The organism is Legionella steigerwaltii (assembly GCF_001468065.1).
Lineage (GTDB): Bacteria > Pseudomonadota > Gammaproteobacteria > Legionellales > Legionellaceae > Legionella > Legionella steigerwaltii.
This window is the reverse complement of the sequence record NZ_LNYZ01000030.1, coordinates 38,880-61,224: the sequence shown is the minus strand read 5'-3', so window position 1 is coordinate 61,224 and position 22,345 is coordinate 38,880. Positions and strand designations below refer to the sequence as shown.

The following is a 22,345-nucleotide window of genomic DNA, read 5'->3' as shown; positions in this document are numbered from 1 at the left end:
ACATATCAGAAAGAATAAGAGGAACTGCGAAGTGGTTTAACGATTAATGTAATGGTTTAGATTATTTTCTCATATCTTTGTCGTCCCTGTGGAATGACAGAGTGTCTAATGTGGGGCAAATGACCAGAGGGATTTTCACCTTTTAAAACTGAATATCTTTTATTCCCTACGTCCCGCGGCTTGTCCGCGGGACGTAGAAGTTACGGAGTAAACAAATTAAAAGGTGAGAATACATCAAATCAAATGGCCCAATCTACCTTCATAATGATGTTTATAAAAATTAGTATGAGACATTTTTATCGATTTCATCGATCTATTTTAAATTTCATTCTCTTCCTGCAATTCAGTATCAAAGCTTGGCAAAAGTTCGTTCTTTACAGCATATTTTTTCAATAGATACAATACGATACCATCGATTTGATCTTCTGTTTTTTCATACAACGTCTCTAATTTTTTATTATACATAAAGACTTCATTCCTAGATTAGTCCAGTTTCATTAAGAGATATGACAGCATAGTGGTTACATGTATTGACCACCATTTAAATACACTCGTCAAGTTGGTGTCTATAGTTTGTTGCCATTGTTCAGGAGACATCTTTTTAAAACTCGAGTCACAGGTAATGCCAGCATTGTTCACAAGAACATCAATGCGGCCAAACCATTCCAGGATATTCTGAGCGAAGCGTTCACACTCTGCAAATTGCAGAACCAATACCACCGTTTCCCCCCGTAACTATAGCTACTTTACGACCCATAAATAAAATATCCTTATTGAATTATTTTTCTGAAACAGCGATTCTTTGACAAGGGACTAGAAATTTTAATTTCTAGATGTGTTGGTTAACAATTGCGATTCTCCCTAATAAAATTGAGGGAAGTAGGTATATTTTAAAAAGATACGAATATGGAAATAACGAGTCCCCAAATTTTTGAGGACTTAGAGATTTATTTTAGGCGTTTGTAACGTTCACTTTCTTATACATACCTGCCTCAAAATGGCCTGGGATATTACAGGCAAATACTACCTCATGTTTTGGATTTGATTTAAATTTCCAGGTTAACGTTTTCGTCTCACCGGGATTAATTGTAATTGTATTACCGTCTTCATGGACCATACCAGGCATAGCCCGCATCATTTCTTGGTGTGCTTTTTGTTCCTTTTCATCACCAACTGAAAACTCATGAGGTACTTTTCCTATATTAGTCACTTTAAAGGTTATAATTTCACCATCATGAAATTTAAGTTTTTGTGAAAAGTTAAAACGCATGTCATCGGAAGCAGTCACTTGAATCGTTTTGGTAGTTTTTGTTGCATTCGCTGGACTTCCTACCGAGCTTGTTTCATGGTGCGCATGTGCAAATGCTGATTTGATAAAAGCTCCTGAGCATAAAATGGTCACAATAATCGTTTTTGGAAATGTATGTATCATATTTGAAACCCTACGTGAATAAGTAGGTGTAGATTAAACGAACAATTCAATGAATTCTACTGCTTTGGTAAAGTAAAAATAAACCAGGAATGTAAAGTTTACCGCCATGCAGCTCGATAAGATCTCTACAAATAGTAAGTCCTAAACCAGACCCTTGAGCTTTAGTGGTAAAGTAGGAATGAAAAATTTTGTCTTGATGTTCGGGAATAATACCTGGTCCGTTATCACGGAAATGAATTTCAATGTATTCATACTCTTTATCAATTGTTTGAATGGTGAGCTCAGGAGTTGACGTACATGAGTAATATCTTTCAAAGTAATCAATATTAACTCATCTTTTAATAGCTATTGGGATGGGATCTTTTTCAGGTATGTTTAAAGCTTCTTGGCCATCATGAACGGCCGCAGTTGAAAATCCTGCATATTCCAAAGCCCAAACTAAAGCTTCTCATCGGAGAAAGCTGGGGAATCAATAATTCCGTCATAAATTAGATTAATTTTTATCAGCTCAGCTAAGGATTTGACTTCCATTTTTCTCATGACATTAGCACGATGAACTTCAACTGTGGATATAGATATATTAAGTTCATGAGCAATCTGTTTATTAAGTTTGCCTTCAACAACCAAATCCATGACCTGTTTTTCACGCCTGGTTAATCCGTTCATTCGTTCTTGAAGGTCTGTTTGTGATTGCGTTGTATTCCGTTTAATTTTTTTGAGGCATCTTTGCGTGATTTCTAATAAAATTTGATGATTGACTGGTTTAAGAATGAAATCTTCGGCTCCTGCTTTCATAGCGCGTATGGCCATAGAAATATCACCATAACCTGTAATGATGATTACTGACAATTGATTTTTTGATGCATTCAATTGCTCTAATAATTCTAAACCGCTCATTACTGGCATGCGCACATCGATGATCAAGCATCCACTTTGATTATTATAATTATCGAGAAAATCTTTAGCATTTGTATAAGTTTGAACGTGAAGATTTATCGATTCAAATAACCAGCGAAATGATTTGCAAATTTCAGGATCATCATCGACGATAAAAACGTTTGTATTGTTATATGGCATATCCATTACCTTTAGTGATTATTATTTGAAAACAAATACCATTAGCTAATAAATCAGCCGATAAGGTTCCATTATTTACATTGAGCAAGGTACGACAATAAGCTAACTCCCTTTCCAAATTGTCTTCCTTCATTGGCAAATTACTTTTTATCATAATGTTAATAGCGTCCTCATGAATGATGGTTTGGATTTCCAACTGGGCATTTTGTATCTTGTTTTCTTCTACAGTTGCGATGCAGTGCTTCAATAAGCGAAATAAAACCTGTTTGAGGGGAAGTTTATTTATCGGGAGGTCAGGAATATTTGCATGAAAGTCCATGCTTAACCCAATGTTATGGTATTCAATTTCATAGGAATATAACGAAGTAATTTCTGTAATCAGAACGTCAATACTTTGTGGCGCTATAAAATTTTCTTGGGCTATGAGGTCATGCAGGGAATAAATTTTCTTTTGCAATAACTCAATGTGTTTATTAATTGTTTGTAAAACATTCATCATTTGCACTGAGCTTAAATCATTTTTTTGCAATCTAAGTTCACAACCACCTAGATAGGCTTTAATTGCTGTTAATGGTTGATTTATTTCATGGACTAGTTTTGAAATATTACATGTGTGAGAACTTTCATTTATTTCTTTTTTCATGTAACTATTTCCCATATGCACTAAGTAGTAAACCCCAGATTTTCCGGGTTGGATTTGTGTTTCCAATATAGAAATTTATTTTTCCATTGTGCTGGGAAAAACTTAGTCCGCCTTTTATTATTTTCTTTATATAAAAGAAAGGTTGCTTCATATTAATTGATGTACACTTTATAGTTTATTCTGGTTAACCTTAGTTATCAGTTCAGGCTGTTCCTATTGAAGGTAAAATTAAGTGCCTTATAATAAATTTCTTTTTTATTTACAATATGTTAATTAAATTTTTTCATCCTGAAAGCAGAATTTGATTGAAAATAAAGTATTCAACTGTATTGAACAGTATGCGATTTTTTATGAATTGTGTTTGATACGCTTTTCGGGTAGTTTATGTTTAAAATACAATACCATTACCAATGGACGGTGTTATGGCTAATTTGATTGCTTTGGCAATGAGCAATTTCACATTGACCTTTTTTATACTTGGTTTGATATGCGCCCTTCTAGAATGTTTAATTTACTCAAGACAAATGAAAAAGGCCAAGGTTATTGAAATCATTTTTTCTTGGTATTTGTTGTTTAATGTCGGATTGGCCTATTTGTTTAACTTTGTAATGCATGTTTTCTTCGGCGATTTTACTGCTCAGTTTATTGGCTGGCCACAAAGCCCATTTCAAATGGAAGTCGGCTTTGCCAGTTTGGGAATTGCTGTGAACGGAATAATTAGCTTTAAAGGTTCAATTGCTTTTCGTGCTGCAACGATTATAGTTCCTGCCCTGTTCTTATGGGGGGCGGCGGGCGTGCATCTTTATCAAATGATCGTTGCTCATAATTTTGAACCTGGTAACGCAGGAAGCGTATTTTGGACGGATATCTTCATGCCTGTCATTGCCTTCCTCTTGCTTTGGATGAATTACAGAAATCCGGAAAAACAAGGTATTTAATGGGGGTCACTGAACCATTTTATATCCCTATCTCTTGAAATGTTTACTTCATATTGCTCTCTGACGAGCTCATTTGACAAAGCTATTTTATGTACCAAAATTTTTATTAGGTACCATAGATTATATGGAGGTGCATCATGAGTAAAGTAACGCAATTTAAGAAAGGAACTCCCAGCAAAGGAGCGTCCAGTAAAGGGAGGTCCATTCAAATTAATCGTTCACAAAACCCTTTTTTAAGTCTGCAAAACGAAGTGGATAGATTATTTAGTGACTTTAATGACTTTTTTTCCCCAACCAAATTTAATTGGGGACAATTTGAAAAACTGGATCTTGCTCCTTCAATGGACATTGTTGAAGATAAAGAGCATTTTTGTGTTCAGCTAGAAATGCCTGGCATGGACGAAAAAGACATTAAGGTCTCTATTTTGGACAATATACTCACTGTAAGTGGCGAGAAATCCTGTTCGACAAAAAATGAAGGTAAGAAATATATTGCCCGAGAAATCAGCTTTGGGAAATATGAGCGATCTATCTCTTTGCCTTCTACCGTTGATTTAACTAAAGCGAAAGCGACGTTTAAGAAAGGGATGCTTTGGGTTGATTTACCTAAAAAAACGGAATCTAGAACCGGAACTCGAGATATAAAAGTGGAACAAGCCAAATAGCCCTAAAATAACCCCGTAGGCTCAACTATGGGGTTACTTTATCCAAAAAATACGAACTAAAATATACAAAATCGTCATGCCAAGAATAGGAATAACGAGAAAGGCTAAAAAGTTATAAAATCCTATTCTATTTTCGGCTGAGGCATTATAAAACTCTTTAAATTTTTTCCATAGGGACATTACGAAATAGCCTCCGTTTTGATTAGACCTTATTTTATAAGATTATAAGCCTTAATATAAAGGCGATTTAACTCAAGAATTATCAGCATTGTTTTATAAAAAACACTTCAAATTTTAAAAGAAATGAGTACTATATTAAACCATTTTTGTTCGATTTAATAACAAGCATGAGCTTGTTCGCAATGAGGATGTAACATGTTACTTTTTAGCACGGCATTATTTAAACATAAGTTGGTTTTTACCCCATTATCAAAATGTATGGAGCATTTACCGTTGGCTGCAGCTTGGGCAGAAGGAGAGTGGGGGTATATTCGTAATAAAGGAGTTGCTTACCGTCAGGAACTTCTGGGCTCTTTGAAAGAGCAAGTATATGTGGGGACATTAAACGGCCAACCTGTTGCTTTATTTGCTTTGTTTCCAAAAGAAATGGCCGCTGAATTTAAGGAAAAGAAGTTTAAAGCACCTTCTGTGAGCGAATTAATGTATGTTTATGTAGATAAACCATATCGTGGATTAAACTTTGGCAAGCAAATTATCGAAGAAGCAAAGGAAATAGCAAAATCACAAAAAGCGGAATTCATCATGCTGGATACATTAAAACCCTCATTAAATCGATTTTATAAAAACGCTGGAGCGGAAATTATAGCGGAAAATCAGTTGTTCTCTCATCCTACGGATGTATTAACCATTAAACTATAGAGAGAATAATTAGAGCGCTTGAAGGGAAGAGATACCACAAATTGTAGCCTGGGTGAAGGCAAGGCTGTAACCCAGGATTCGGATAAAAAATCAGATCCTATAACCGGGTTTCGCTGCGCTGCACCCAGGCTACAATGGTCACAAAAATTCAGATGCAGGGCAGAGTCAGGATTGCGTTAAAAAAGGGGCTTATGGTGTAGCAAGTCCAGGTTTACAATTTATAAAGTCGAAATCACCAATATCCGCGCCAAATCGCGCACATGCTTGAACTAAGGTGTCTGTAATAACGGCTTCCATAATTTCTGCTAGAGGAGTTGCCTTATAGCGTCTCATGGTCTTAACGCGCTTTTCCAAATTCTGTCCAGCAAGGGTTTGAGGATTGGAATGATCCAATTGAAATTGTCCTAATCCAATTTCACTAGTTAATTTATCCAATGCTTGTTGATATGAAGCAGTCGTTCCGGATTTTATCGCGTGTACCACCGAATCAACGGTAGAATCCTTCTTCAGCAATTGAGCACATAAAGCTGCTAATTTTTTGATTTCATTGATATAACTTTGCTGATTACCTAACATGAGTATTTTCATGGCAGAAGCGGCTGTCGATTGGACTTGGGGCAAATCAGCTACCCTGGCGTCTTCTTCAAAGAGGGCATCTAAAGAGGATAAAGCTTGGCTTGTTAAATCACTTTTACTTAGCACAATTGACTCCAAAAGCAGGATTAAGGGGAATAATTAGTGTTCGATTAAATAACTCGAAACGCAAATAATTGCTCATTATGTGGCGCTTTTAATCAGTTGTAAAGATTTTTGAAATACTGATTTGCATACTTTTATCACAATATACTACAGTCTGTATGGTATAATTGGTTCTATTTTGAAATATGTTTTTTAGTGAGTTGTTCAATTGATTACTCATCGGGTTGATCTTCGTTCTTACCATACTGAAAGTTGCAGTCATTCTCATGAGTTTGCACAATTGGTTTTACCTCTTGCCGGCTCTATGGAATTGGAAGTAGGTCATTATTCTGGAGTTGTTAATCATCATGTTGGAGTCTTTATTGCACCCAATGAACGACATTGTTTTGCCGGAAGCCAGGAAAATCTTTTTTTAGTGGTTGATGTAGCAAGCCAAAATGGGCTCAGTGAAGAACACGGGTCTCATGTTTTTAATTTAACAACGAGCATTAAAAAATTGATGCAATTTACGCATCATTATTTAGCGTCGCATGAAGGAGATTTTTTTACTGATTCTTTAATTAATCAATTGCTTATACATTTTGCCACAAAATCTTTTTCACCCGAGTTGGACCGAATGGTGATTAAAGCAAAAAATTGGATTGATTTTTATTTCGCAGAGCATGTCAATGTGAACAAAGTCGCCCAGCATTGTCATTTGAGTGTCAGTCAACTACAGCGCCGGTTCAAACAATCTCTAGGATGTAGTATTGCAGAGTATTGGCGGTTTAAAAAATTAAATCAGGCCAAACAATTGCTTGCTTCAAAACATCTTTCTATTGAAGCCATTGCTTTTGCGGTAGGTTATGAAAATTTGCCAGCATTTAGCCGACGATTCAGTATGGTATTTGGTGAGTCACCTTCTCAATGGAGAACAAAAGCATTATCAGCAAAGAAAATGCGTGAAATGGATAACTCATACTGATTTCAATATTGATAAACTACAGATTGTTTTCGTGTGATTCAGAGAAGTATTTATATGAAAAAATCTAATGCGTATTTACAAGGTATGTTCTTTCTTATCTTGGCTCAAACTATGGTAGGCGTGAACATTGTTTTTTCCAAGTATGTGCTTTCCTCTATTCCGTTGCTGTTTATATTGGCTCTTCGATTTACTTTGGCAGCCATTATTTTATTACCTTTGCACTGGCTCACCCCTGCGCGAAACAAGCCAGTGAGTTATTATTTTTCTCAATTAAAACAACGTGATTGGTTTTTTATTGGTGCGCAGGCGGTTTCTGCTGGGGTGTTGTTTAACTTCTTGATTTTATGGGGATTAAATTATACAGATGCAAATGTAGCAGGCATTATTACCAGTGCTTTACCTGCGATCATTGCGATTATGTCTTGGATCATCCTTGGTGAAAAGATTTCAGGTAAGAAAGCCATTTGTGTGGGTTTTGCCACACTTGGATTAATCGTTATTGCATGCGATAAGCTAGTAGGGATGCACGTGAGCCATTCTTTTTGGGGGGATGCGCTTGTTTTAATCTCTCTTTTGCCTGAAGCGACTTACTATATTTTAAGTAAAATGCATGCGAATTCACTACCAGTATTTTTAATTTCGTCTTTACTCAATGCAATTAATGCCATTTTGTTATTGATTTGTTTGGGCTTTAGTTCCTGGGGGGGGATAACCATCCAATTTTTAGATTGGCTTATTTTGATTATTTTAGGCTTAAGTTCAGGTCTTTTTTATGTGTTTTGGAATTTTGGTTGCCAGAAAGTGGATGGGGTAATGGCTTCATTATCAACCGCAGTGATGCCATTAGCTACGGTACTCATTGCTTGGGTATTGTTGGGAGAACGGCTGACTCCCGGACAAGCAATAGGCATGGGAATGGTGATTTTTTCAATTGCTGTCTATGCGAAGCGGTAAGTAGATAGTTTTACAAAGATTGGTTTAAGTGAGATAAAGTAATTTTTAGGGTCTGTTTACAATTCGCTAGACTGAGCCAAAATGGGGTGTTTTAGAGCACCGAAACGCAGCATACGCGAAGTATGTGAGTATCGGAGCACATAAAATCACACCATTTTGGCCAGAATAGTAGAATTGTCAAGACCCTAGCGAATATAGGTTATTTTCCATGAGTGCAACAAAAAGATGGGAACATTTTTCTCATGAATCGGATATAGGGGTCAGAGGTTATGGAGCCACTATGTCGGAAGCTTTTGCCATGGGAGCTCTTGCCTTGACCAATGTCATTACTTGTTCGCAATCAGTCCATCCCCACAAAAAAGTACATATAACTTGTGAGGCACCGAATCAGGAGATTTTATTTGTCGATTGGTTAAATGCCATTATTTATAACATGGCAATCCATAACATGCTGTTTCGTGAGTTTGATGTCACCATTAAGGGACTGAAGTTAACTGCTATAATTGCAGGGGAACCTGTAGATATTAATCGACATCAACCTGCAGTAGAGGTAAAAGGTGCTACATTCACCGAATTAAAAGTGTACCCAAGCAATAACATCTGGGTGGCACAATGTGTTGTTGATGTGTAAGACAGCTAAGGTAGAAAATCAATGGACTTAAACCGATTAGAGAAAATTAGTGACTTCGAATGGCGAATTCCCCAACATGGGAAGATGCGTGTACCGGGGATTATTTTTGCTTCAGAAGAGTTGATTCTCAATATGGATATGAAAGTCTATGAACAGGTCACGAATGTAGCTACTTTGCCTGGAATTGTTCGTGGCTCCTATGCGATGCCTGATGCGCACTGGGGATATGGGTTTCCTATAGGGGGTGTTGCGGCATTTGATCCCGATAATGAAGGCGTTGTCTCAGCAGGAGGTGTTGGTTTTGACATTTCTTGCGGTGTAAGGCTCTTATCTACTGGACTTAAGCGTGAAGAATTTGAACCTTATAAAGAACAACTTGCAGATGCTTTATTTGCTCATATTCCGGCTGGTGTAGGCAGTAAAAGTCGTATTAACCTAAGCATGAAGCAAATGGATGATATGTTGCGTGGTGGCGCTGTTTGGGCTGTGAAGCAAGGATATGGTGAACGAGAAGATTTAGAGCGAATTGAAGATAGTGGCTGCGTAGAGGGTGCCTTACCTGAGCATGTTTCAGAACAAGCAAAGAAACGTCAAAAAAATGAAATGGGTACCTTGGGTTCTGGTAATCACTATTTGGAAATTCAGGAAGTACGCAAAATATATTGTGAACAAACTGCTGCAGCATTCGGTTTATCACATGGGGATGTGGTTGTAAGTATCCATTGTGGCTCAAGAGGCTTAGGTCACCAAATAGGAACTGATTTTCTACGTTCCATGTTAATTCATGCACAACAGCACGGTATCCAACTCGTTGATCGTGAATTAGCGTGTGCACCTATTCGTTCAACCATGGGGGAAAGTTATTTAGGTGCCATGCGCTCAGGAATTAATTGTGCGCTGGCTAATCGTGAAATTATTACCCATTTTATGCGTGAAATATTCCAGGATAAAATGCCAGGAACCCGAATCAAACTCATCTATGATGTATCCCATAATACCTGCAAGGAAGAAACACATCAGATTGATGGTAAATCAAAGCGTTTATTTGTTCATCGCAAAGGAGCAACACGAGCTTTTGGCCCAGGTCATCCTCAATTGCCAAACGCATTTCGTCAGATAGGACAACCTGTAATTATTGGTGGCAGCATGGGAACCGCATCTTATGTTTTAGTTGGCATAGAAAGTTCGGAACATAAATCATTTGGTTCTGCTTGCCATGGTGCGGGACGTGCGATGAGCCGACATCAAGCAACCAAAAAATGGCGGGGGAGTGAGATTATTGAGCAATTGGCAAAACAGGGTATTTTAATTCGCAGCAGTTCTTATCGTGGCGTAGCAGAAGAAGCTCCAGAAGCCTATAAGAATGTTGATTCCGTTGTTGATGCAGCACAAGAGTCCGGTTTAACCAAAAAAGTTGCCCGACTTGCACCCATTGTTTGTGTTAAGGGATAGATTATTTCTCGAGAGAGACACGTATAGGCTGGACTCTAAGTTGCAATTATAGCTTTATTTGCATGGGGGCTATAATTATCCCTAATAGGTTTGCCTCAACAAAGTGTAGGTTAATTTGATATGGACAGCTCTTTTACCTTACATCCTATAGCTCCGTTTCGGTTGGATTATACTGTTTTTGCTTTGCGGAGGAGAAGCAAAAATAATGTAGACCTTTGGGATGGTCAACGTTATACGCGATTATTGGTCATAGAGAATGTACCCGTTAAGGTGGTGGTTGAACAAAATAAAAACTTCAATGAACCCGAACTGGTATTATTGATGAACAGTGAGCATTTAGAGGTAGCTCAAAATCAAATTGCCCATGAACTAGAGAAAATACTTGGGTTAAAACGTGATCTGCATGATTTTTATCATGTTGCACAGCAAGACCCTCAATTAAATCCTTTGGTTCTTCAATTTAAAGGACTTAAACCACCTCGATTTCCTTCCATCTTTGAAGCGCTTGTTAATGCGATTTCTTGCCAACAAATATCTTTGGAAGCTGGTTTGCAAATTCAAAATCGATTGGCTGAGTTTCTGAGCTTGAGGGTTAAAGACAAAGAGCAACTACTTTATGCGTTTCCAAGACCTAATGAAGTTGCGAATTGCTCCGTTCCTGAATTAAAAAAAATTGGCTACAGCACTCATAAAAGTGAGACTCTAATCCGATTAGCAAAGGCAATAATGCAAGAAGAATCAAGTTTTAGCTCCCTGGAAAACCAATCAAATGACGCGATCATTAATTTTTTGTGTGATTTTAAAGGGATAGGGCGCTGGACTGCAGAATACGCTTTATTGCGAGGTTTAGGGCGAGTTGATACTTTTCCTGGCGATGATCTTGGCGCACAAAACAATTTATATCACTTTCTGCATCTTGATAAGAAACCGGATTATAAAAAAATAGCCGAGATAACCGCAAAATGGCATCCCTACGCGGGTTTGGTTTATTTCCATTTGCTTTTAAAGCGTTTGCATGAAAAGCGAACGTAGCAAAGTCCCTCAAATTTTTTCAATTAAGAATTCCCCTCTCTCACTTGTTGTGGAGGGGGAGGGTTTATTATCCGCAATGAATACTCTCATCCGCCCTACAGGCACCTTCTCCCTGTAGGGAGAAGGGAAAATTTTCTTAACTTAATAGCAGCGAGGATTCTGTTTTTTTCAGTAATTTTTCTATAAAATTAACTGCTTAGTTTATGTTTAAATCAAAAATTGTTAACACAAGGAACGTGCTAAATGGATAGTATACCCCAGAATATTGCTACAGAGCCCATGAGCTCCGATAAAGTGGCTAACGTATTAAAATGGATTCTTTTAATCACAGCAATTGTCTGTTTTGCAGTAATAATTTGGGGTACCTACAAAACCTATCAGCTTGCACCTCCTTTACCGCAGCAATTTCAATCGCCTTCTGGACAGATCGTAATGACCGCGGAGGATATCGTTGCGGGCAAAGCCGGTTTTCAACGTGCCGACCTTATGGATTATGGAAGTCTTTATGGAATGGGCTCTTATTTTGGCGAAGATTACACCGCAAAATATTTAGTAAGCCTTGGCAGAATTATAGAAGATAAAATGGCACAACAACATTTTAATAAGCCCTTTATGAATCTGGATGCCGGACAGCAGTATGTCATACGTCAAACAATGCAACAGGATCTGCAGCACACCGATTTGAGTCAACAAACCAGTATTTTGACACAACCAGTCGCTGATGCAATTGCACAACTACGCAATCAAATTTCACAAACTTTACTGAATCATGATGCAGAAAGAGGTTGGACTAAAGCGTTTAGTTTGGATGAACAAAGCGCTTTACAAACTGCGGACTTTCTTATTTATTCTTCTCTAACTACGATTGCACATCGACCAGGTCAAAATAGTTCCTATACGAACAATTGGCCCTATGAACCTACCATGGGTAATCATCCAACAGCACACACTTTTTACTGGACTTGGGTATCATTTTGTTTTGTATTCTTGGGTTTTGGTGCCGTGCTTTATATTTATCATCGATATTTGAGTGCTCCTGATGATACATTTAAAACACCTGTCTTTTTGGGGTTTGAGACACTGACCCCCAGTCAACGTAAGGTCGGCCAATATTTTGTTGTCGTGGCACTCGTTTTACTGCTCCAGATTGCTGTAGGTGCAATTATGGCGCATTACTATACTGAGCGTACGGGTTTTTATGGAATTAATATTAACGAGTATTTGCCCTTTAACTTCTTGCGCGATGTGCACATTCAAACGCCAATTGTTTGGATTGCTCTTTCCTGGGTAAGCTCTGCTGTGTTTATGGCCCCTCTTATCAGTAAAAAAGAAGCGAAGAGACAAGGTTTTTTTGTTGATCTCTTATTTTGGGTCACTCTGTTTATTGTAGGGGCTGCAATCGTTGGTAATTATTTGGGGATCATGGGCTATGTGAATGAATCCTGGTTTTGGATTGGCAATCAGGGTTTATCTTATCTGCAGCTCGGCCGATTATGGCAAATTGGATTTTGTGTAGGACTTTTCCTTTGGAGTTTTATTGTTTTTCGTGGAATGTGGCCGACCTGGAATGGCTTAAAAATTGCTACGGTTGAGTTTTGGACTGGACGTATTCGATTAGAGCATCTTTTTTGGGCCAGTACTCTAAATATTGCAGTATTGTATTGCTTTGGGATGATCCCATTAACTGGGATTGAAAAATCGTTCACGATTACTGATTTTTGGCGTTGGTGGGTAGTTCATCTTTGGGTGGAGCAGTCTTTTGAGTTTTTTGCTGCATGTGCTACAGCCTATCTTTTAATGGGAACAGGGTTAATTTCGCGTTCTTTAGCAGAACGAACAATGTACTTTGAAACAATTCTTGTTTTTTTAGGCGGTATCATCGGTACAGGTCATCACTGGTATTGGACAGGGACGCCGGATATATGGGTGCCACTGGGATCCATGTTTTCATTTATTGAAGTATTGCCTTTAGTTCTTCTTATTATTGATGCAATCGAAAACTATCAATTAATTAAACGCCAATCTGCATTTGCTTATAATTTGGCTTTTCTTTATATTTTGGGGGCTTCTTTTTGGAACTTTGTGGGGGCTGGAGTATTTGGTGGAGGGACACTCAATGCGCCCCTTGTAAATTATTATGAGCATGGGACTTTTCTTACTTTAAACCATGCACATACAGCATTATTTGGCGCGTTTGGCTTGCTCGGTCTAGGTTTAATTTATTTTTGCTTACGTTATGCTGCAGGTGATCGTTTTCCTTGGAGTGATCGTTTGGGAACCTGGGCATTTTGGTTGTATAACTTAGGCTTAGTTTTATGGATTGTGTTGAATTTCTTCCCTGTGGGTTGGGCACAATTAATGGATGTGTACGAAAACGGATTTGCTCATTCAAGAAGTCTTGAGTTTTATAATACAACGCTAGTATGGCAGTGGTTACGATTGCCTGGAGATGTGATATTTGCTCTAGGTGCATTATTTATGGCTTATGATTTTATTAAAAAGCTGGGTCCTTTTTTTCCAAGATGGGTGGGTGCTAAAAGTATAGAACAACAGCCTGCTCATGAAGCTTAGGAAACTATAGGATATTACTATGTCTGAGCTTTTTACGATCGGACACTCAACGCATACTTTGCAAGAGTTTCTTGAAATAGTCCATGCACATCAAATCACTCATCTGATTGATGTGCGGACTATTCCTAAATCACGTACCGTTCCCTGGTTTAATAAAGAAGAATTCAAAAAATCACTTGAAAAAGAAAAAATTGCATACACACACTTACCTAAGTTAGGTGGTTTACGAAAGGTTGATAAAAATTCCATCAATATGGGATGGCGAAATGCAAGTTTTCGAGGATTTGCCGATTACATGCAAACGGAAGAATTTCTTGAGGGGCTTGATGAATTAAATGGCATAATAGATAAAGGGCACAAGGTGGTAATCATGTGTGCAGAAGCAGTGCCCTGGCGATGTCATCGCTCACTTATTGCCGATGCAGAACTGGTTCGAGATTATGTCGTTTGGGACATTATGAATAAAACGACTGTTAATCCTCATCAACTCACTTCTTTTGCAGTGGTAAATAAAGAGAAGAATCCTGTGCAAATTTATTATCCATAGAGTCGACGAGGGAAATTTTTTTGATTGCATTATCAAGAAAAATTATAGTTGATATAATAACTTGCGATTTTATTGTTTAAGCGTATGTCATTAACTACTTTTTAGGAAATAAAATGTTAAGGAAGACTTATTGGGGATTGGCGGTTTCTTTACTATTAGTTACCCCTTCTTTTGCTGGATTTTATGTTGGTGCGGGTATTGGGCCGGAATATGCTCAATTTACTCAAAAATCTCATGTTTTTGATAATCACGGTAATTTTGATGTGATAGATGAAGAGAACTTTTCAGGGGCCGGCATTTTCGGGACTTTTTTGGGAGGTTATTCCTGGATACGCAATCGACTTTATTTGGCTGTTGAAGGCAATTTTAACCCAAGTTCCGTTCAATATCGATTGGTTAATAAAGAGTATATTCATCATGATTTCAAGAAAACCTCTTTTACCATTCACTATAGTGAAGGCGTGAGCGCATTACCAGGGTTCTTACTCACAGAAGATGCTGTAATTTACGGAAGAATTGGTTATGCAAATGGTCATGTTGCACTTCATAACTCAGATAATACAGTACGTAGTTCCGTAGCAAACCGCAATGGTATTCGTTACGGCGTTGGCGTGCGCTATAATCTGACACCTCAATGGACTTTTATGGCGGATTACAGTCAAACCAATTACGAGAAATTCAGTAGCCACACTTTTGAACCTTTTGGTGGTGTTACAAAAAATACTCGAATTTATCCAGTTTCAGCACAATTTGCTTTTGGAGTTATTTATAATTTTGAAAAACCCAAACCCGTTTTTGTTAAGTAATATGGGAACTTAGAGCCCAGCGAAACTTGCATTGATTACTCAGGAACTCTTGGGTTTCACAGACTTATCGGTCTCTTAGCAAAGAACGTAATGATTATCTAATCGAGATCAGGTGTGTTTTGATTCGTATTCTCTTCTTCCTTATCTTTTTGTTTCATTCCATTTAAACCAAGTGGTGAAGAATAAGGGCCGTACAGCGGTACATTTTTAAAAAGGGTATGAAGATTAGGTAATGTATAGGTTGGTAAAGAAGTTGTATCCTTCTTTTTGAAAACGGCCTCAATAAACTGACAATGTTCTTCTTGGGTATCTTTAAAATTTCCTACGCCAATAACTAATAAATTAAAATCTTGTGGTGCTGATTGGAGCCAGCGATAAAACGCCGTTTCAAGTTTGAAATAGTTTTTATCAAGAGGATGAACACATTTTCCTTGATTATAGTTTTTCTCGGTCAATAGAATTGCCTGTTTCACGCCAAATGCTCTTAATTGATCCCATGATGGTAATTTTTCGGCATCAATTGCAGTGAACCCATGGTTGGGCTCAAGTATTAAACCTAATGAAGAATCGTGTGATGCAGAAGCGAGTAATAACAGTTCATCGCGTGGTAAAGAGTCTTGTAATTGGTCCATAATTCGTGTTTGAGACGTCTCATCGCACAGTATGGATAACTGCCAGATGCAATCAATCCCATTCATATACAATGCATTTGCAACAGGTGCTTCATGGCCAGTAAAGTTAATAAACAAGGTATTATCGAGTCCATGTTGGGCAGCTAATTCAGCTAATACCTTATTTGTAGTATCCTCGATATTTTTATCAATCTTTTTTATTATATAGTGTCGCCCTTTTGGTATCACATCATCTGGGCTATTGAAACGAATAAAATGCATTTGCGGTCCTAGCCTTGATAGGATCTCTTTTGAGGGTTTTAAAGTTTCTAATAATTTTTTTAAGTTATGTTGACTTGTTCTGCTGAATTGAACGCTTGGTTTTGAATTGTCATTTTGAACCGTGGGTTTTTGTAAGGTATTAATCTTATCGGTAATGATCTGCAGTTTGCTTAATTCATCGAGTGGAATTAAGAAGGCATATTCTCCTGTTAAGTTTTCAACAGGAACACCTAAATATTTTTTAAAGAAATTATCGCGTAAGGCATATTTATTATCTCTGCTTGCTCTCTCATTCTCAGGGATAATTTGAGTAGAAATCAACAGGCGGTTTCCATCTTCTATAAATTCTATTTTATCCAAATAGCAGTTGAAATCCTCCGTCTCGTCGATAATGGCTTTTAGAGCATCTACAACACGTTTTACATCAGACTTCATTTAGTTCACTATTTAAAGATAGAGTGGATGATGCTCAAATTAAAAAACATGGCGCGCACTCTGTGTGTAATAATTACAATTATAGGCCATAAAGAATAGAATTTTTGCGAGCGATGGATAAAATATATACAAAATCTGGATCAGATTACCATCCACCTTGATAGGGTCTATGTTTTTTCATTTGGCTTTCATTTTCACCCCGATGATAATGCAATCGCCAGGAGGATTCTTTGGTTTTGTTATCCCAAAAGGGATGGTAGTCAAGGGCAAAACAACGTTTGAGTTTGCCATTTGCCTGTTCCTTATAAATATTCAGGCCCCCTCCACCTTTATTATATAAAAGAAAAGCAGCTCGGTAATTGCCTTTGCGAAGCAACGCATAAAGCGCAATAGAGGTAGATAAAAAACCAACAGTACCGTTAATTAGTTTTTGATTTTGTGCGGAAATTTTTTCGTGTTTGTCCTTCATTTTTGGGTGCGTTTATTATTGTAGCCTGGGTGCAGCGTAGCGAAACCCGGGGGTTGGACAATAGACCTCTTACCCCGGGTTTCGCTACGCTGCACCCAGGCTACATGGTTATTAATTGGCGAGATTTTATATTATTTTCAAGCAAGTTACTTCTATTTTAAAAGATTATAAAATCAATAAGTTAGATAAATAGCTCTCTGAATGAATGTTTTGGTATACTTTGAAGATTATCAATATGAATCTTTATCAAAATGTACCTCGAATCGAACCGATTAGTTTTTTCGCCCTCTGATCTTACCCAATTTATGGGCAGTCCTTTTGTTTCTTGGATAGAACATCTTGCGGTGGTGCATCCTGATTTATTACCCACGCCGGATGAAAAAGATGATTTAATTGATGTACTGCAACATTTGGGAAATCAACATGAATTGGATCTATTGAGCCTATTTGAAAAACAAGGATTATCCGTTGTCAATTTGCATCAACAGATTAACTCTTATAATTCAACTTTAACTGCAATGAAAAATGGAGCGGATGTTATTTATCAAGCACGTTTACAATTGTTTCCATTTCAAGGGTATGCTGATTTTTTAATAAAAATACCAGGTAAAAGTCGATTCGGTGATTATTGTTATGAGGTTTGGGATACCAAGCTTGCTAAATCTGTAAAACCTAGTTTCTTATTGCAATTGTGTTGCTATGTAGAAATGCTTGAAGCGATGCAGGGGAGCAGAGCGGAATACATCACTGTCGTTTTGGGGAACCAGGAAAGGAGGCGCTTTCGCGTTGCAGATTATTTTTATTTCTATCAGAATCTGAAACAGCAATTTTTATGGACACATGAGCATTTTGATCCTACTGTTTGCCCTGATCCTGCTGCATCTAAAAATTGGGGGAGATGGAATAATTATGCCGAGGAATTATTAGCTAAAGCAGATCATTTAATCCAAGTTGCAACCATTACCACAGGGCAAGTCAAAAAATTACAGCAAGTGGGCATCAATACCATGACCGAATTGGCTCATTCAACGTGCTCTTGGGTAAAAGGGATAAAGCCTGAACGTTATGTACGTTTGCAAGCACAAGCGAAAATTCAGAAAGAAAGCAGTGGCAAGAAAATTCCCTTATATCAAATACTCCCACATGTTCCAGGACAAAAACAAGGCTTGGCGCTACTACCTCCTGCATCGCCACGGGATATTTTTTTTGACATTGAAGGGTTTCCTCTTGAAGAAGGTGGTTTGGAATATCTTTGGGGGATTGCTTATTTTGATGAAAAAGCTCAGCGTCAATATAAGGATTTTTGGGCACATAACCCCGAACAGGAGAAAGCAGCCTTTCAGGCGTTTGTGCAATGGACATATCAACGCTGGAAAGAAGATCCGAAAATGCATATTTATCATTATGCAAATTACGAAATTTCTGCATGTCGTCGATTAATGGGACGATATGGTGTTTGTGAGGATGAGGTTGATCAGCTCTTACGTAATGAAGTATTTGTTGATTTATATAAGATTGTTAAAACCTCCCTGATTGTTGGCGAACCGCGCTACTCCATTAAAAATATAGAGCATTTATATCGGGGTAAGCGCGATACTGAGGTAGGATCTGGAGGCGATTCGGTTGTTGTTTATGAACATTGGCGAGAAAAGCCAGATGGAGAAAGTTGGCAAACATCAAAAATATTAAATGATCTTCGCGCCTACAATATTGACGATTGCAATTCCACTCAGGAATTGGTTGATTGGCTGAGAGCGCGGCAAAAAGAGCAAGGTATCAGTTACTTAGGTAAAACAGAACCTGTTGAACTTGAGGTTAAGGAAGAATTGGGTGAGCGTATTCAATTACGTGATCGATTGTTGATGCAAGCGGAACACTTGAAGGCCGAAGGAGATTTGCAATTAGCTAAAATCAATCTGGTTTTTGCATGGTCTATTGAGTTCCATCGACGTGAAGCCAAACCTGTGTTTTGGCGTATGTTCGAACGATTAGGTCTCACTGGAGAAGAGCTACTTGATGATATTGATTGCTTGGCCTATTGTCGACGAACTGCTAAGCCATCTTACAAACCCTCGCCAAGAGCACGCAATTTAGCCTATGAATATTTTTTTGATCCGGAACAGGAATTTAAAGGAAATGCCAAACAATATTTTATTTTAGGTAAGGAAACAGAAGAAGGGAAGGCGGTTGCGGCCAATTATTATGAAGACGATAGTGACCTGGAACATGGGATTATTGTGTTACAAATGAAAGAGGAACCCGATGATCCGATTACTTTGATTCCCAATGAGTATGTTGATCCTCATTCGATTCCTGAGGCGATTGCGAAGCAGGCTGCATCATTTGAGCAGGGATTACTTAAAAACACGGCGATACTGGATTTTCTAAGCAAATCGTATCCGCGAATTAAAGATCACCAACCAGGATTGGCTATCGCACCAAGTCATCATCCTGAAGAACGATTAGCAGAAATTATTCATGCAGTTTTAAATTTAAATAACAGTTATCTTACTCTTCAAGGACCTCCGGGTGCTGGTAAAACCTATACTGGAAAACATTTGATTGCAGAGCTTGTGCAAAGAGGGAAAAAAATAGGTATTTCGTCAAACAGCCATAAGGCAATTAACAACTTATTGATGAATACGGTTGCCTATTGTCATAAGGAAGGAATAAAAGCACATTTTGCTTGTACACGTAATACAGAGGAACAAATTGAAGTTTTAGATATTACCGTATTGGAGAATAAACAGCTCATTGATTTTATTCAGCCTGGGTGTGTTGTAGGTACTACCGTTTGGGGTTTTGCTCGGGAAGAATTGGTTGATGCTTTTGATTATTTATTTATTGATGAGGCAGGGCAAGTCAGTGTGGCCAACTTAATTGCGATGAGTCGTTCAACACGCAATATTATTTTAATGGGCGACCAAATGCAGTTAGGTCAGCCTTCACAAGGAAGCCATCCTGAAGAAAGTGGTTTATCCATATTGGATTACTTATTGCATACAACTCCCACTATCCCAGACTCTATGGGTGTTTTTTTAGGTACTACCTATAGAATGCATCCTGCAGTGAATCAGTTTATTAGTGATGCAATTTATGAAGGCAAACTGGAGACCGCCCCTGAAAATGCACAGCAATTAATCAGCATTCCGGAGGGATATAAGGGAGTTCTGGATAAAGAGGCAGGCATTATTTCCATACCTGTTTTTCATGAGGGAAATACACAAGCCAGTGATGAGGAAGTGGAGCAGATCGTGTTATTAACTAAGGAACTTTTGGGGAGAACTTTTAAGGAAAAAAATGGCTCACAAAGAGTGATTGGTTGGGATGATATTCTTTTTGTTGCTCCATACAATCATCAAGTAAGTAAATTAAAAGCAGCACTTGGTGAGCAAGCTAAAGTGGGTAGTGTGGATAAGTTTCAAGGACAGGAAGCTCCAATTGTTTTTTTGAGCATGTGTGCGAGTAATGTGGATGAATCACCACGAGGACTTAATTTTCTTTTTGATAAAAATAGAATCAATGTTGCGATTTCTAGAGCTCAGTGTTTGGCCATCGTTGTGTACTCACCTACGTTGCTAGAGGCTATTCCGACTAATGTTGAGCAAATTGCAATGATGAATATGTTTTGTCGACTGGTAAAAAACTAGATGAAGGATATTGCGTCGCCTGGTATTTCGTAGCCTGGGTGAAGTATAGCGTAACCCGGGAATGCAGTATAACTGATCCCGGGTTACGCTATACTTCACCCAGGCTACAAGCTACATTCCCTATTAATTAATGGCTAACTTAGCTCATCTTAGAAAATCGTCAAGAGTACATTCATCATTTTCTAATAACTGGGCCATTATTTTATTCAATGCATTCGCTACCTCGTCTTTACAGTATGCTGTTAAAGGTCCATTAATCGATAGTTGGTACTGTCCTTCTTGGTCTTTTGAAAATAAAATCCATAAAGATCGGTTACTTATAGGACGATTCTCACTGCTATAATGACTTGGATGCTGATAACTAAGATTTGCAAAATGTGTATCAGGAGTTTTTTTACTGAAAAAAGAAGGAATAATATTAATAAGTACTCTTAACCTTTCGGGCTTTTTCAGGGGCATATTTAACTTAAAGAGTTGGTTCAGTTTATATTTGATCGAAGTATTGTGAGTAACCGTTTGTGCCCAACTGAAATACTTTATTAAATAATCAATGAGGATTGAATGTAACTTGCTTTTTTCAAGATCCTTCCTAAGGAAGAATTTATTCCATATATAGTGCAAATAATGACTTATTGCTAGCCCAGCACCTTTAAACTCTCTATTCTTAATGATATGAGAACATTTCTGATAGGGCGCTGTTATAAGTAGTTGTTCTTCAATAGACCTAATAAAATCAATAAAGTTATCCTTCTCACTTAAGGTAAGGTTGATTCTTTTATACTCTACGAATACGCCTACTATGGAATTATATTGACTTCCTTCCCTACCACTATGCATGAGAACAAACGGTATTTTCTTTTGCTGGCTCAACTTATAAAGCGCAATATGGCATGCAGCAATTAATCCTGTGCTGACATTAATATTTTTTGTCCTATGCCATTCTATAAACTGTTCAACCCGATGAGAATCAAGAGGATAATGAAATAAATACTTCTCCTGCTCGTCTGTATCAGACATATAATATTCATGTCTTAGTGACAGCATCTTAAAACCTTGATTATAGTGGTGCCAAAAATTAACTTTATCTTTTAGATTGGTTTCATAAAGAAGATTAGTCTTTTTTACATAGCTAAGAAATGAATCTTTTTCTGGCTCATGAATCATTTTTTTGCCACGGTAAAGGGCTTCATAGCATTTTTTGAATTGATTCAATATAATCCCACACGAAGTCCCATCGACTATGATATGGGGCATCACGATATGCAACTCGTGCAATTCGCTATTTAGCTTATAAAGATAAACTCGAATTAGTGGGGGTTCTGATAAGGGTATCGTACTCATCATATTGTCTTGGAATTCTTGATGAAGCACGGTTTGTTCGTTGCTTAACGAAACGTCTTCATAGATTAACTTGAATTGCCCCTGTTTCTTCAATGTTTGAACAGGTACCTCTCTGTTAAAACTCAACCAAAATACACTATTTTGCTGAACAACAAAATCAAATGCCCGAGATACATATTCCTTATTAAGTTTGCCGTGTATCTGCAACTGTGAGCCAATATTATAAGGATAATCCATTTTATTGAGCACCCAGAATACGTATTGAAA

At 37.7% G+C, this 22,345-nt stretch carries 21 protein-coding genes and 1 pseudogene; 12 read left to right on the top strand and 10 right to left on the bottom strand.

Annotated features, from left to right (window positions below; all coding sequences use genetic code 11):
* Nucleotides 1–318 precede the first annotated feature (318 nt).
* The 6 genes and pseudogenes from Lstg_RS17905 to Lstg_RS14475 form a co-directional block, all read right to left on the bottom strand.
* The gene (locus Lstg_RS17905) at nt 319–465 is read right to left on the bottom strand and encodes a hypothetical protein (RefSeq protein ID WP_165481747.1); all 147 of its coding nucleotides are present in this window, start codon (nt 463–465) and stop codon (nt 319–321) included.
* 78 nt (nt 466–543) lie between these two features.
* Nucleotides 544–711, bottom strand: a pseudogene (locus Lstg_RS14490) (SDR family NAD(P)-dependent oxidoreductase); the annotation flags it as partial.
* 241 nt (nt 712–952) lie between these two features.
* A complete protein-coding gene (locus tag Lstg_RS14485; protein WP_058478387.1) occupies nt 953–1,432 on the bottom strand; it encodes a cupredoxin domain-containing protein in 480 nt (159 codons plus the stop codon).
* A 46-nt stretch (nt 1,433–1,478) separates the two neighbouring features.
* Nucleotides 1,479–1,670 (bottom strand): ATP-binding protein, encoded by a 192-nt coding sequence (locus Lstg_RS17575; protein ID WP_238585449.1) that lies wholly within the window; start codon nt 1,668–1,670, stop codon nt 1,479–1,481.
* Nucleotides 1,671–1,870: 200 nt separating this feature from the next.
* Nucleotides 1,871–2,509, bottom strand: coding sequence for a response regulator transcription factor (locus Lstg_RS14480; RefSeq protein WP_058478386.1), 639 nt, complete (start codon nt 2,507–2,509; stop codon nt 1,871–1,873).
* Nucleotides 2,499–3,152 (bottom strand): sensor histidine kinase, encoded by a 654-nt coding sequence (locus tag Lstg_RS14475; RefSeq protein WP_058478385.1) that lies wholly within the window; start codon nt 3,150–3,152, stop codon nt 2,499–2,501. The genes Lstg_RS14480 and Lstg_RS14475 overlap by 11 nt, the downstream gene beginning before the upstream one ends.
* Nucleotides 3,153–3,574: 422 nt before the next feature.
* Between Lstg_RS14475 and Lstg_RS14470 the strand changes: the two genes are divergently transcribed.
* The 3 genes from Lstg_RS14470 to Lstg_RS14460 all read left to right on the top strand — a co-directional run bounded on the left by Lstg_RS14470 (nt 3,575) and on the right by Lstg_RS14460 (nt 5,634).
* Complete coding sequence (locus tag Lstg_RS14470) at nt 3,575–4,090, top strand: DUF6790 family protein (protein ID WP_058478384.1); 516 nt, start codon at nt 3,575–3,577, stop codon at nt 4,088–4,090.
* 137 nt (nt 4,091–4,227) lie between these two features.
* Nucleotides 4,228–4,755 (top strand): Hsp20/alpha crystallin family protein, encoded by a 528-nt coding sequence (locus Lstg_RS14465; RefSeq protein ID WP_058478383.1) that lies wholly within the window; start codon nt 4,228–4,230, stop codon nt 4,753–4,755.
* A gap of 375 nt (nt 4,756–5,130) precedes the next feature.
* Nucleotides 5,131–5,634: a GNAT family N-acetyltransferase gene (locus tag Lstg_RS14460; RefSeq protein WP_058478382.1), complete on the top strand. Its 504-nt coding sequence runs from the start codon at nt 5,131–5,133 to the stop codon at nt 5,632–5,634.
* Nucleotides 5,635–5,823: 189 nt separating this feature from the next.
* Here the strand turns inward: Lstg_RS14460 and Lstg_RS14455 are convergent, their stop codons facing one another.
* Nucleotides 5,824–6,336 carry a hypothetical protein gene (locus Lstg_RS14455; RefSeq protein ID WP_058478381.1) on the bottom strand — a complete coding sequence of 171 codons (513 nt, stop codon included), beginning with the start codon at nt 6,334–6,336 and terminating at the stop codon, nt 5,824–5,826.
* A 205-nt stretch (nt 6,337–6,541) separates the two neighbouring features.
* On the opposite strand from Lstg_RS14455, the gene Lstg_RS14450 reads away from it, so the two are divergent.
* From Lstg_RS14450 to Lstg_RS14415, 8 genes are all read left to right on the top strand, one after another.
* Nucleotides 6,542–7,297, top strand: coding sequence for an AraC family transcriptional regulator (locus tag Lstg_RS14450; RefSeq protein WP_058478380.1), 756 nt, complete (start codon nt 6,542–6,544; stop codon nt 7,295–7,297).
* A 54-nt stretch (nt 7,298–7,351) separates the two neighbouring features.
* Nucleotides 7,352–8,251 carry a DMT family transporter gene (locus Lstg_RS14445; protein WP_058478379.1) on the top strand — a complete coding sequence of 300 codons (900 nt, stop codon included), beginning with the start codon at nt 7,352–7,354 and terminating at the stop codon, nt 8,249–8,251.
* Between the two features lie 208 nt (nt 8,252–8,459).
* The gene (locus tag Lstg_RS14440) at nt 8,460–8,882 is read left to right on the top strand and encodes an archease (RefSeq protein ID WP_058478378.1); all 423 of its coding nucleotides are present in this window, start codon (nt 8,460–8,462) and stop codon (nt 8,880–8,882) included.
* A gap of 21 nt (nt 8,883–8,903) precedes the next feature.
* The gene (locus Lstg_RS14435; RefSeq protein ID WP_058478377.1) at nt 8,904–10,334 is read left to right on the top strand and encodes an RtcB family protein; all 1,431 of its coding nucleotides are present in this window, start codon (nt 8,904–8,906) and stop codon (nt 10,332–10,334) included.
* A 120-nt stretch (nt 10,335–10,454) separates the two neighbouring features.
* Complete coding sequence (locus Lstg_RS14430) at nt 10,455–11,366, top strand: DNA-3-methyladenine glycosylase family protein (protein WP_058478376.1); 912 nt, start codon at nt 10,455–10,457, stop codon at nt 11,364–11,366.
* Nucleotides 11,367–11,609: 243 nt separating this feature from the next.
* The gene (locus tag Lstg_RS14425) at nt 11,610–13,937 is read left to right on the top strand and encodes a nitric-oxide reductase large subunit (RefSeq protein ID WP_058478375.1); all 2,328 of its coding nucleotides are present in this window, start codon (nt 11,610–11,612) and stop codon (nt 13,935–13,937) included.
* 19 nt (nt 13,938–13,956) lie between these two features.
* Nucleotides 13,957–14,484, top strand: coding sequence for a DUF488 domain-containing protein (locus tag Lstg_RS14420; RefSeq protein ID WP_058478374.1), 528 nt, complete (start codon nt 13,957–13,959; stop codon nt 14,482–14,484).
* Between the two features lie 113 nt (nt 14,485–14,597).
* On the top strand, nt 14,598–15,290 hold the full coding sequence (locus tag Lstg_RS14415) for an outer membrane protein (RefSeq protein ID WP_058478373.1): 693 nt from the start codon (nt 14,598–14,600) through the stop codon (nt 15,288–15,290).
* 98 nt (nt 15,291–15,388) lie between these two features.
* Here Lstg_RS14415 and Lstg_RS14410 read toward each other — a convergent pair whose 3' ends face one another.
* Both Lstg_RS14410 and Lstg_RS14405 read right to left on the bottom strand, forming a co-directional pair.
* Complete coding sequence (locus Lstg_RS14410) at nt 15,389–16,618, bottom strand: hypothetical protein (RefSeq protein ID WP_058478372.1); 1,230 nt, start codon at nt 16,616–16,618, stop codon at nt 15,389–15,391.
* A gap of 145 nt (nt 16,619–16,763) precedes the next feature.
* Nucleotides 16,764–17,087 (bottom strand): hypothetical protein, encoded by a 324-nt coding sequence (locus tag Lstg_RS14405; protein ID WP_058478371.1) that lies wholly within the window; start codon nt 17,085–17,087, stop codon nt 16,764–16,766.
* A gap of 251 nt (nt 17,088–17,338) precedes the next feature.
* Here Lstg_RS14405 and Lstg_RS14400 point away from each other — a divergent pair, with 251 nt between their 5' ends.
* Nucleotides 17,339–20,737, top strand: coding sequence for a TM0106 family RecB-like putative nuclease (locus tag Lstg_RS14400; protein WP_058478370.1), 3,399 nt, complete (start codon nt 17,339–17,341; stop codon nt 20,735–20,737).
* 144 nt (nt 20,738–20,881) lie between these two features.
* Here the strand turns inward: Lstg_RS14400 and Lstg_RS14395 are convergent.
* Nucleotides 20,882–22,345 (bottom strand): condensation domain-containing protein (locus Lstg_RS14395; RefSeq protein ID WP_238585446.1); only part of this gene is annotated, 1,464 nt, incomplete at its 5' end.

What these genes read in the sequence shown, in the direction of transcription:
- Lstg_RS14430 (WP_058478376.1), top strand. Translation starts at nt 10,455, where the DNA reads ATGGACAGCTCTTTTACCTTACATCCTATAGCTCCGTTTCGGTTGGAT.
- Lstg_RS14485 (WP_058478387.1), bottom strand. Translation starts at nt 1,432, where the DNA reads ATGATACATACATTTCCAAAAACGATTATTGTGACCATTTTATGCTCA.
- Lstg_RS14445 (WP_058478379.1), top strand. Translation starts at nt 7,352, where the DNA reads ATGAAAAAATCTAATGCGTATTTACAAGGTATGTTCTTTCTTATCTTG.
- Lstg_RS14405 (WP_058478371.1), bottom strand. Translation starts at nt 17,087, where the DNA reads ATGAAGGACAAACACGAAAAAATTTCCGCACAAAATCAAAAACTAATT.
- Lstg_RS14460 (WP_058478382.1), top strand. Translation starts at nt 5,131, where the DNA reads ATGTTACTTTTTAGCACGGCATTATTTAAACATAAGTTGGTTTTTACC.
- Lstg_RS14470 (WP_058478384.1), top strand. Translation starts at nt 3,575, where the DNA reads ATGGCTAATTTGATTGCTTTGGCAATGAGCAATTTCACATTGACCTTT.
- Lstg_RS14425 (WP_058478375.1), top strand. Translation starts at nt 11,610, where the DNA reads ATGGATAGTATACCCCAGAATATTGCTACAGAGCCCATGAGCTCCGAT.
- Lstg_RS14415 (WP_058478373.1), top strand. Translation starts at nt 14,598, where the DNA reads ATGTTAAGGAAGACTTATTGGGGATTGGCGGTTTCTTTACTATTAGTT.
- Lstg_RS14435 (WP_058478377.1), top strand. Translation starts at nt 8,904, where the DNA reads ATGGACTTAAACCGATTAGAGAAAATTAGTGACTTCGAATGGCGAATT.
- Lstg_RS14400 (WP_058478370.1), top strand. Translation starts at nt 17,339, where the DNA reads ATGTACCTCGAATCGAACCGATTAGTTTTTTCGCCCTCTGATCTTACC.
- Lstg_RS14465 (WP_058478383.1), top strand. Translation starts at nt 4,228, where the DNA reads ATGAGTAAAGTAACGCAATTTAAGAAAGGAACTCCCAGCAAAGGAGCG.
- Lstg_RS14475 (WP_058478385.1), bottom strand. Translation starts at nt 3,152, where the DNA reads ATGAAAAAAGAAATAAATGAAAGTTCTCACACATGTAATATTTCAAAA.
- Lstg_RS14420 (WP_058478374.1), top strand. Translation starts at nt 13,957, where the DNA reads ATGTCTGAGCTTTTTACGATCGGACACTCAACGCATACTTTGCAAGAG.
- Lstg_RS14480 (WP_058478386.1), bottom strand. Translation starts at nt 2,509, where the DNA reads ATGCCATATAACAATACAAACGTTTTTATCGTCGATGATGATCCTGAA.
- Lstg_RS14440 (WP_058478378.1), top strand. Translation starts at nt 8,460, where the DNA reads ATGAGTGCAACAAAAAGATGGGAACATTTTTCTCATGAATCGGATATA.
- Lstg_RS17905 (WP_165481747.1), bottom strand. Translation starts at nt 465, where the DNA reads ATGTATAATAAAAAATTAGAGACGTTGTATGAAAAAACAGAAGATCAA.
- Lstg_RS14410 (WP_058478372.1), bottom strand. Translation starts at nt 16,618, where the DNA reads ATGAAGTCTGATGTAAAACGTGTTGTAGATGCTCTAAAAGCCATTATC.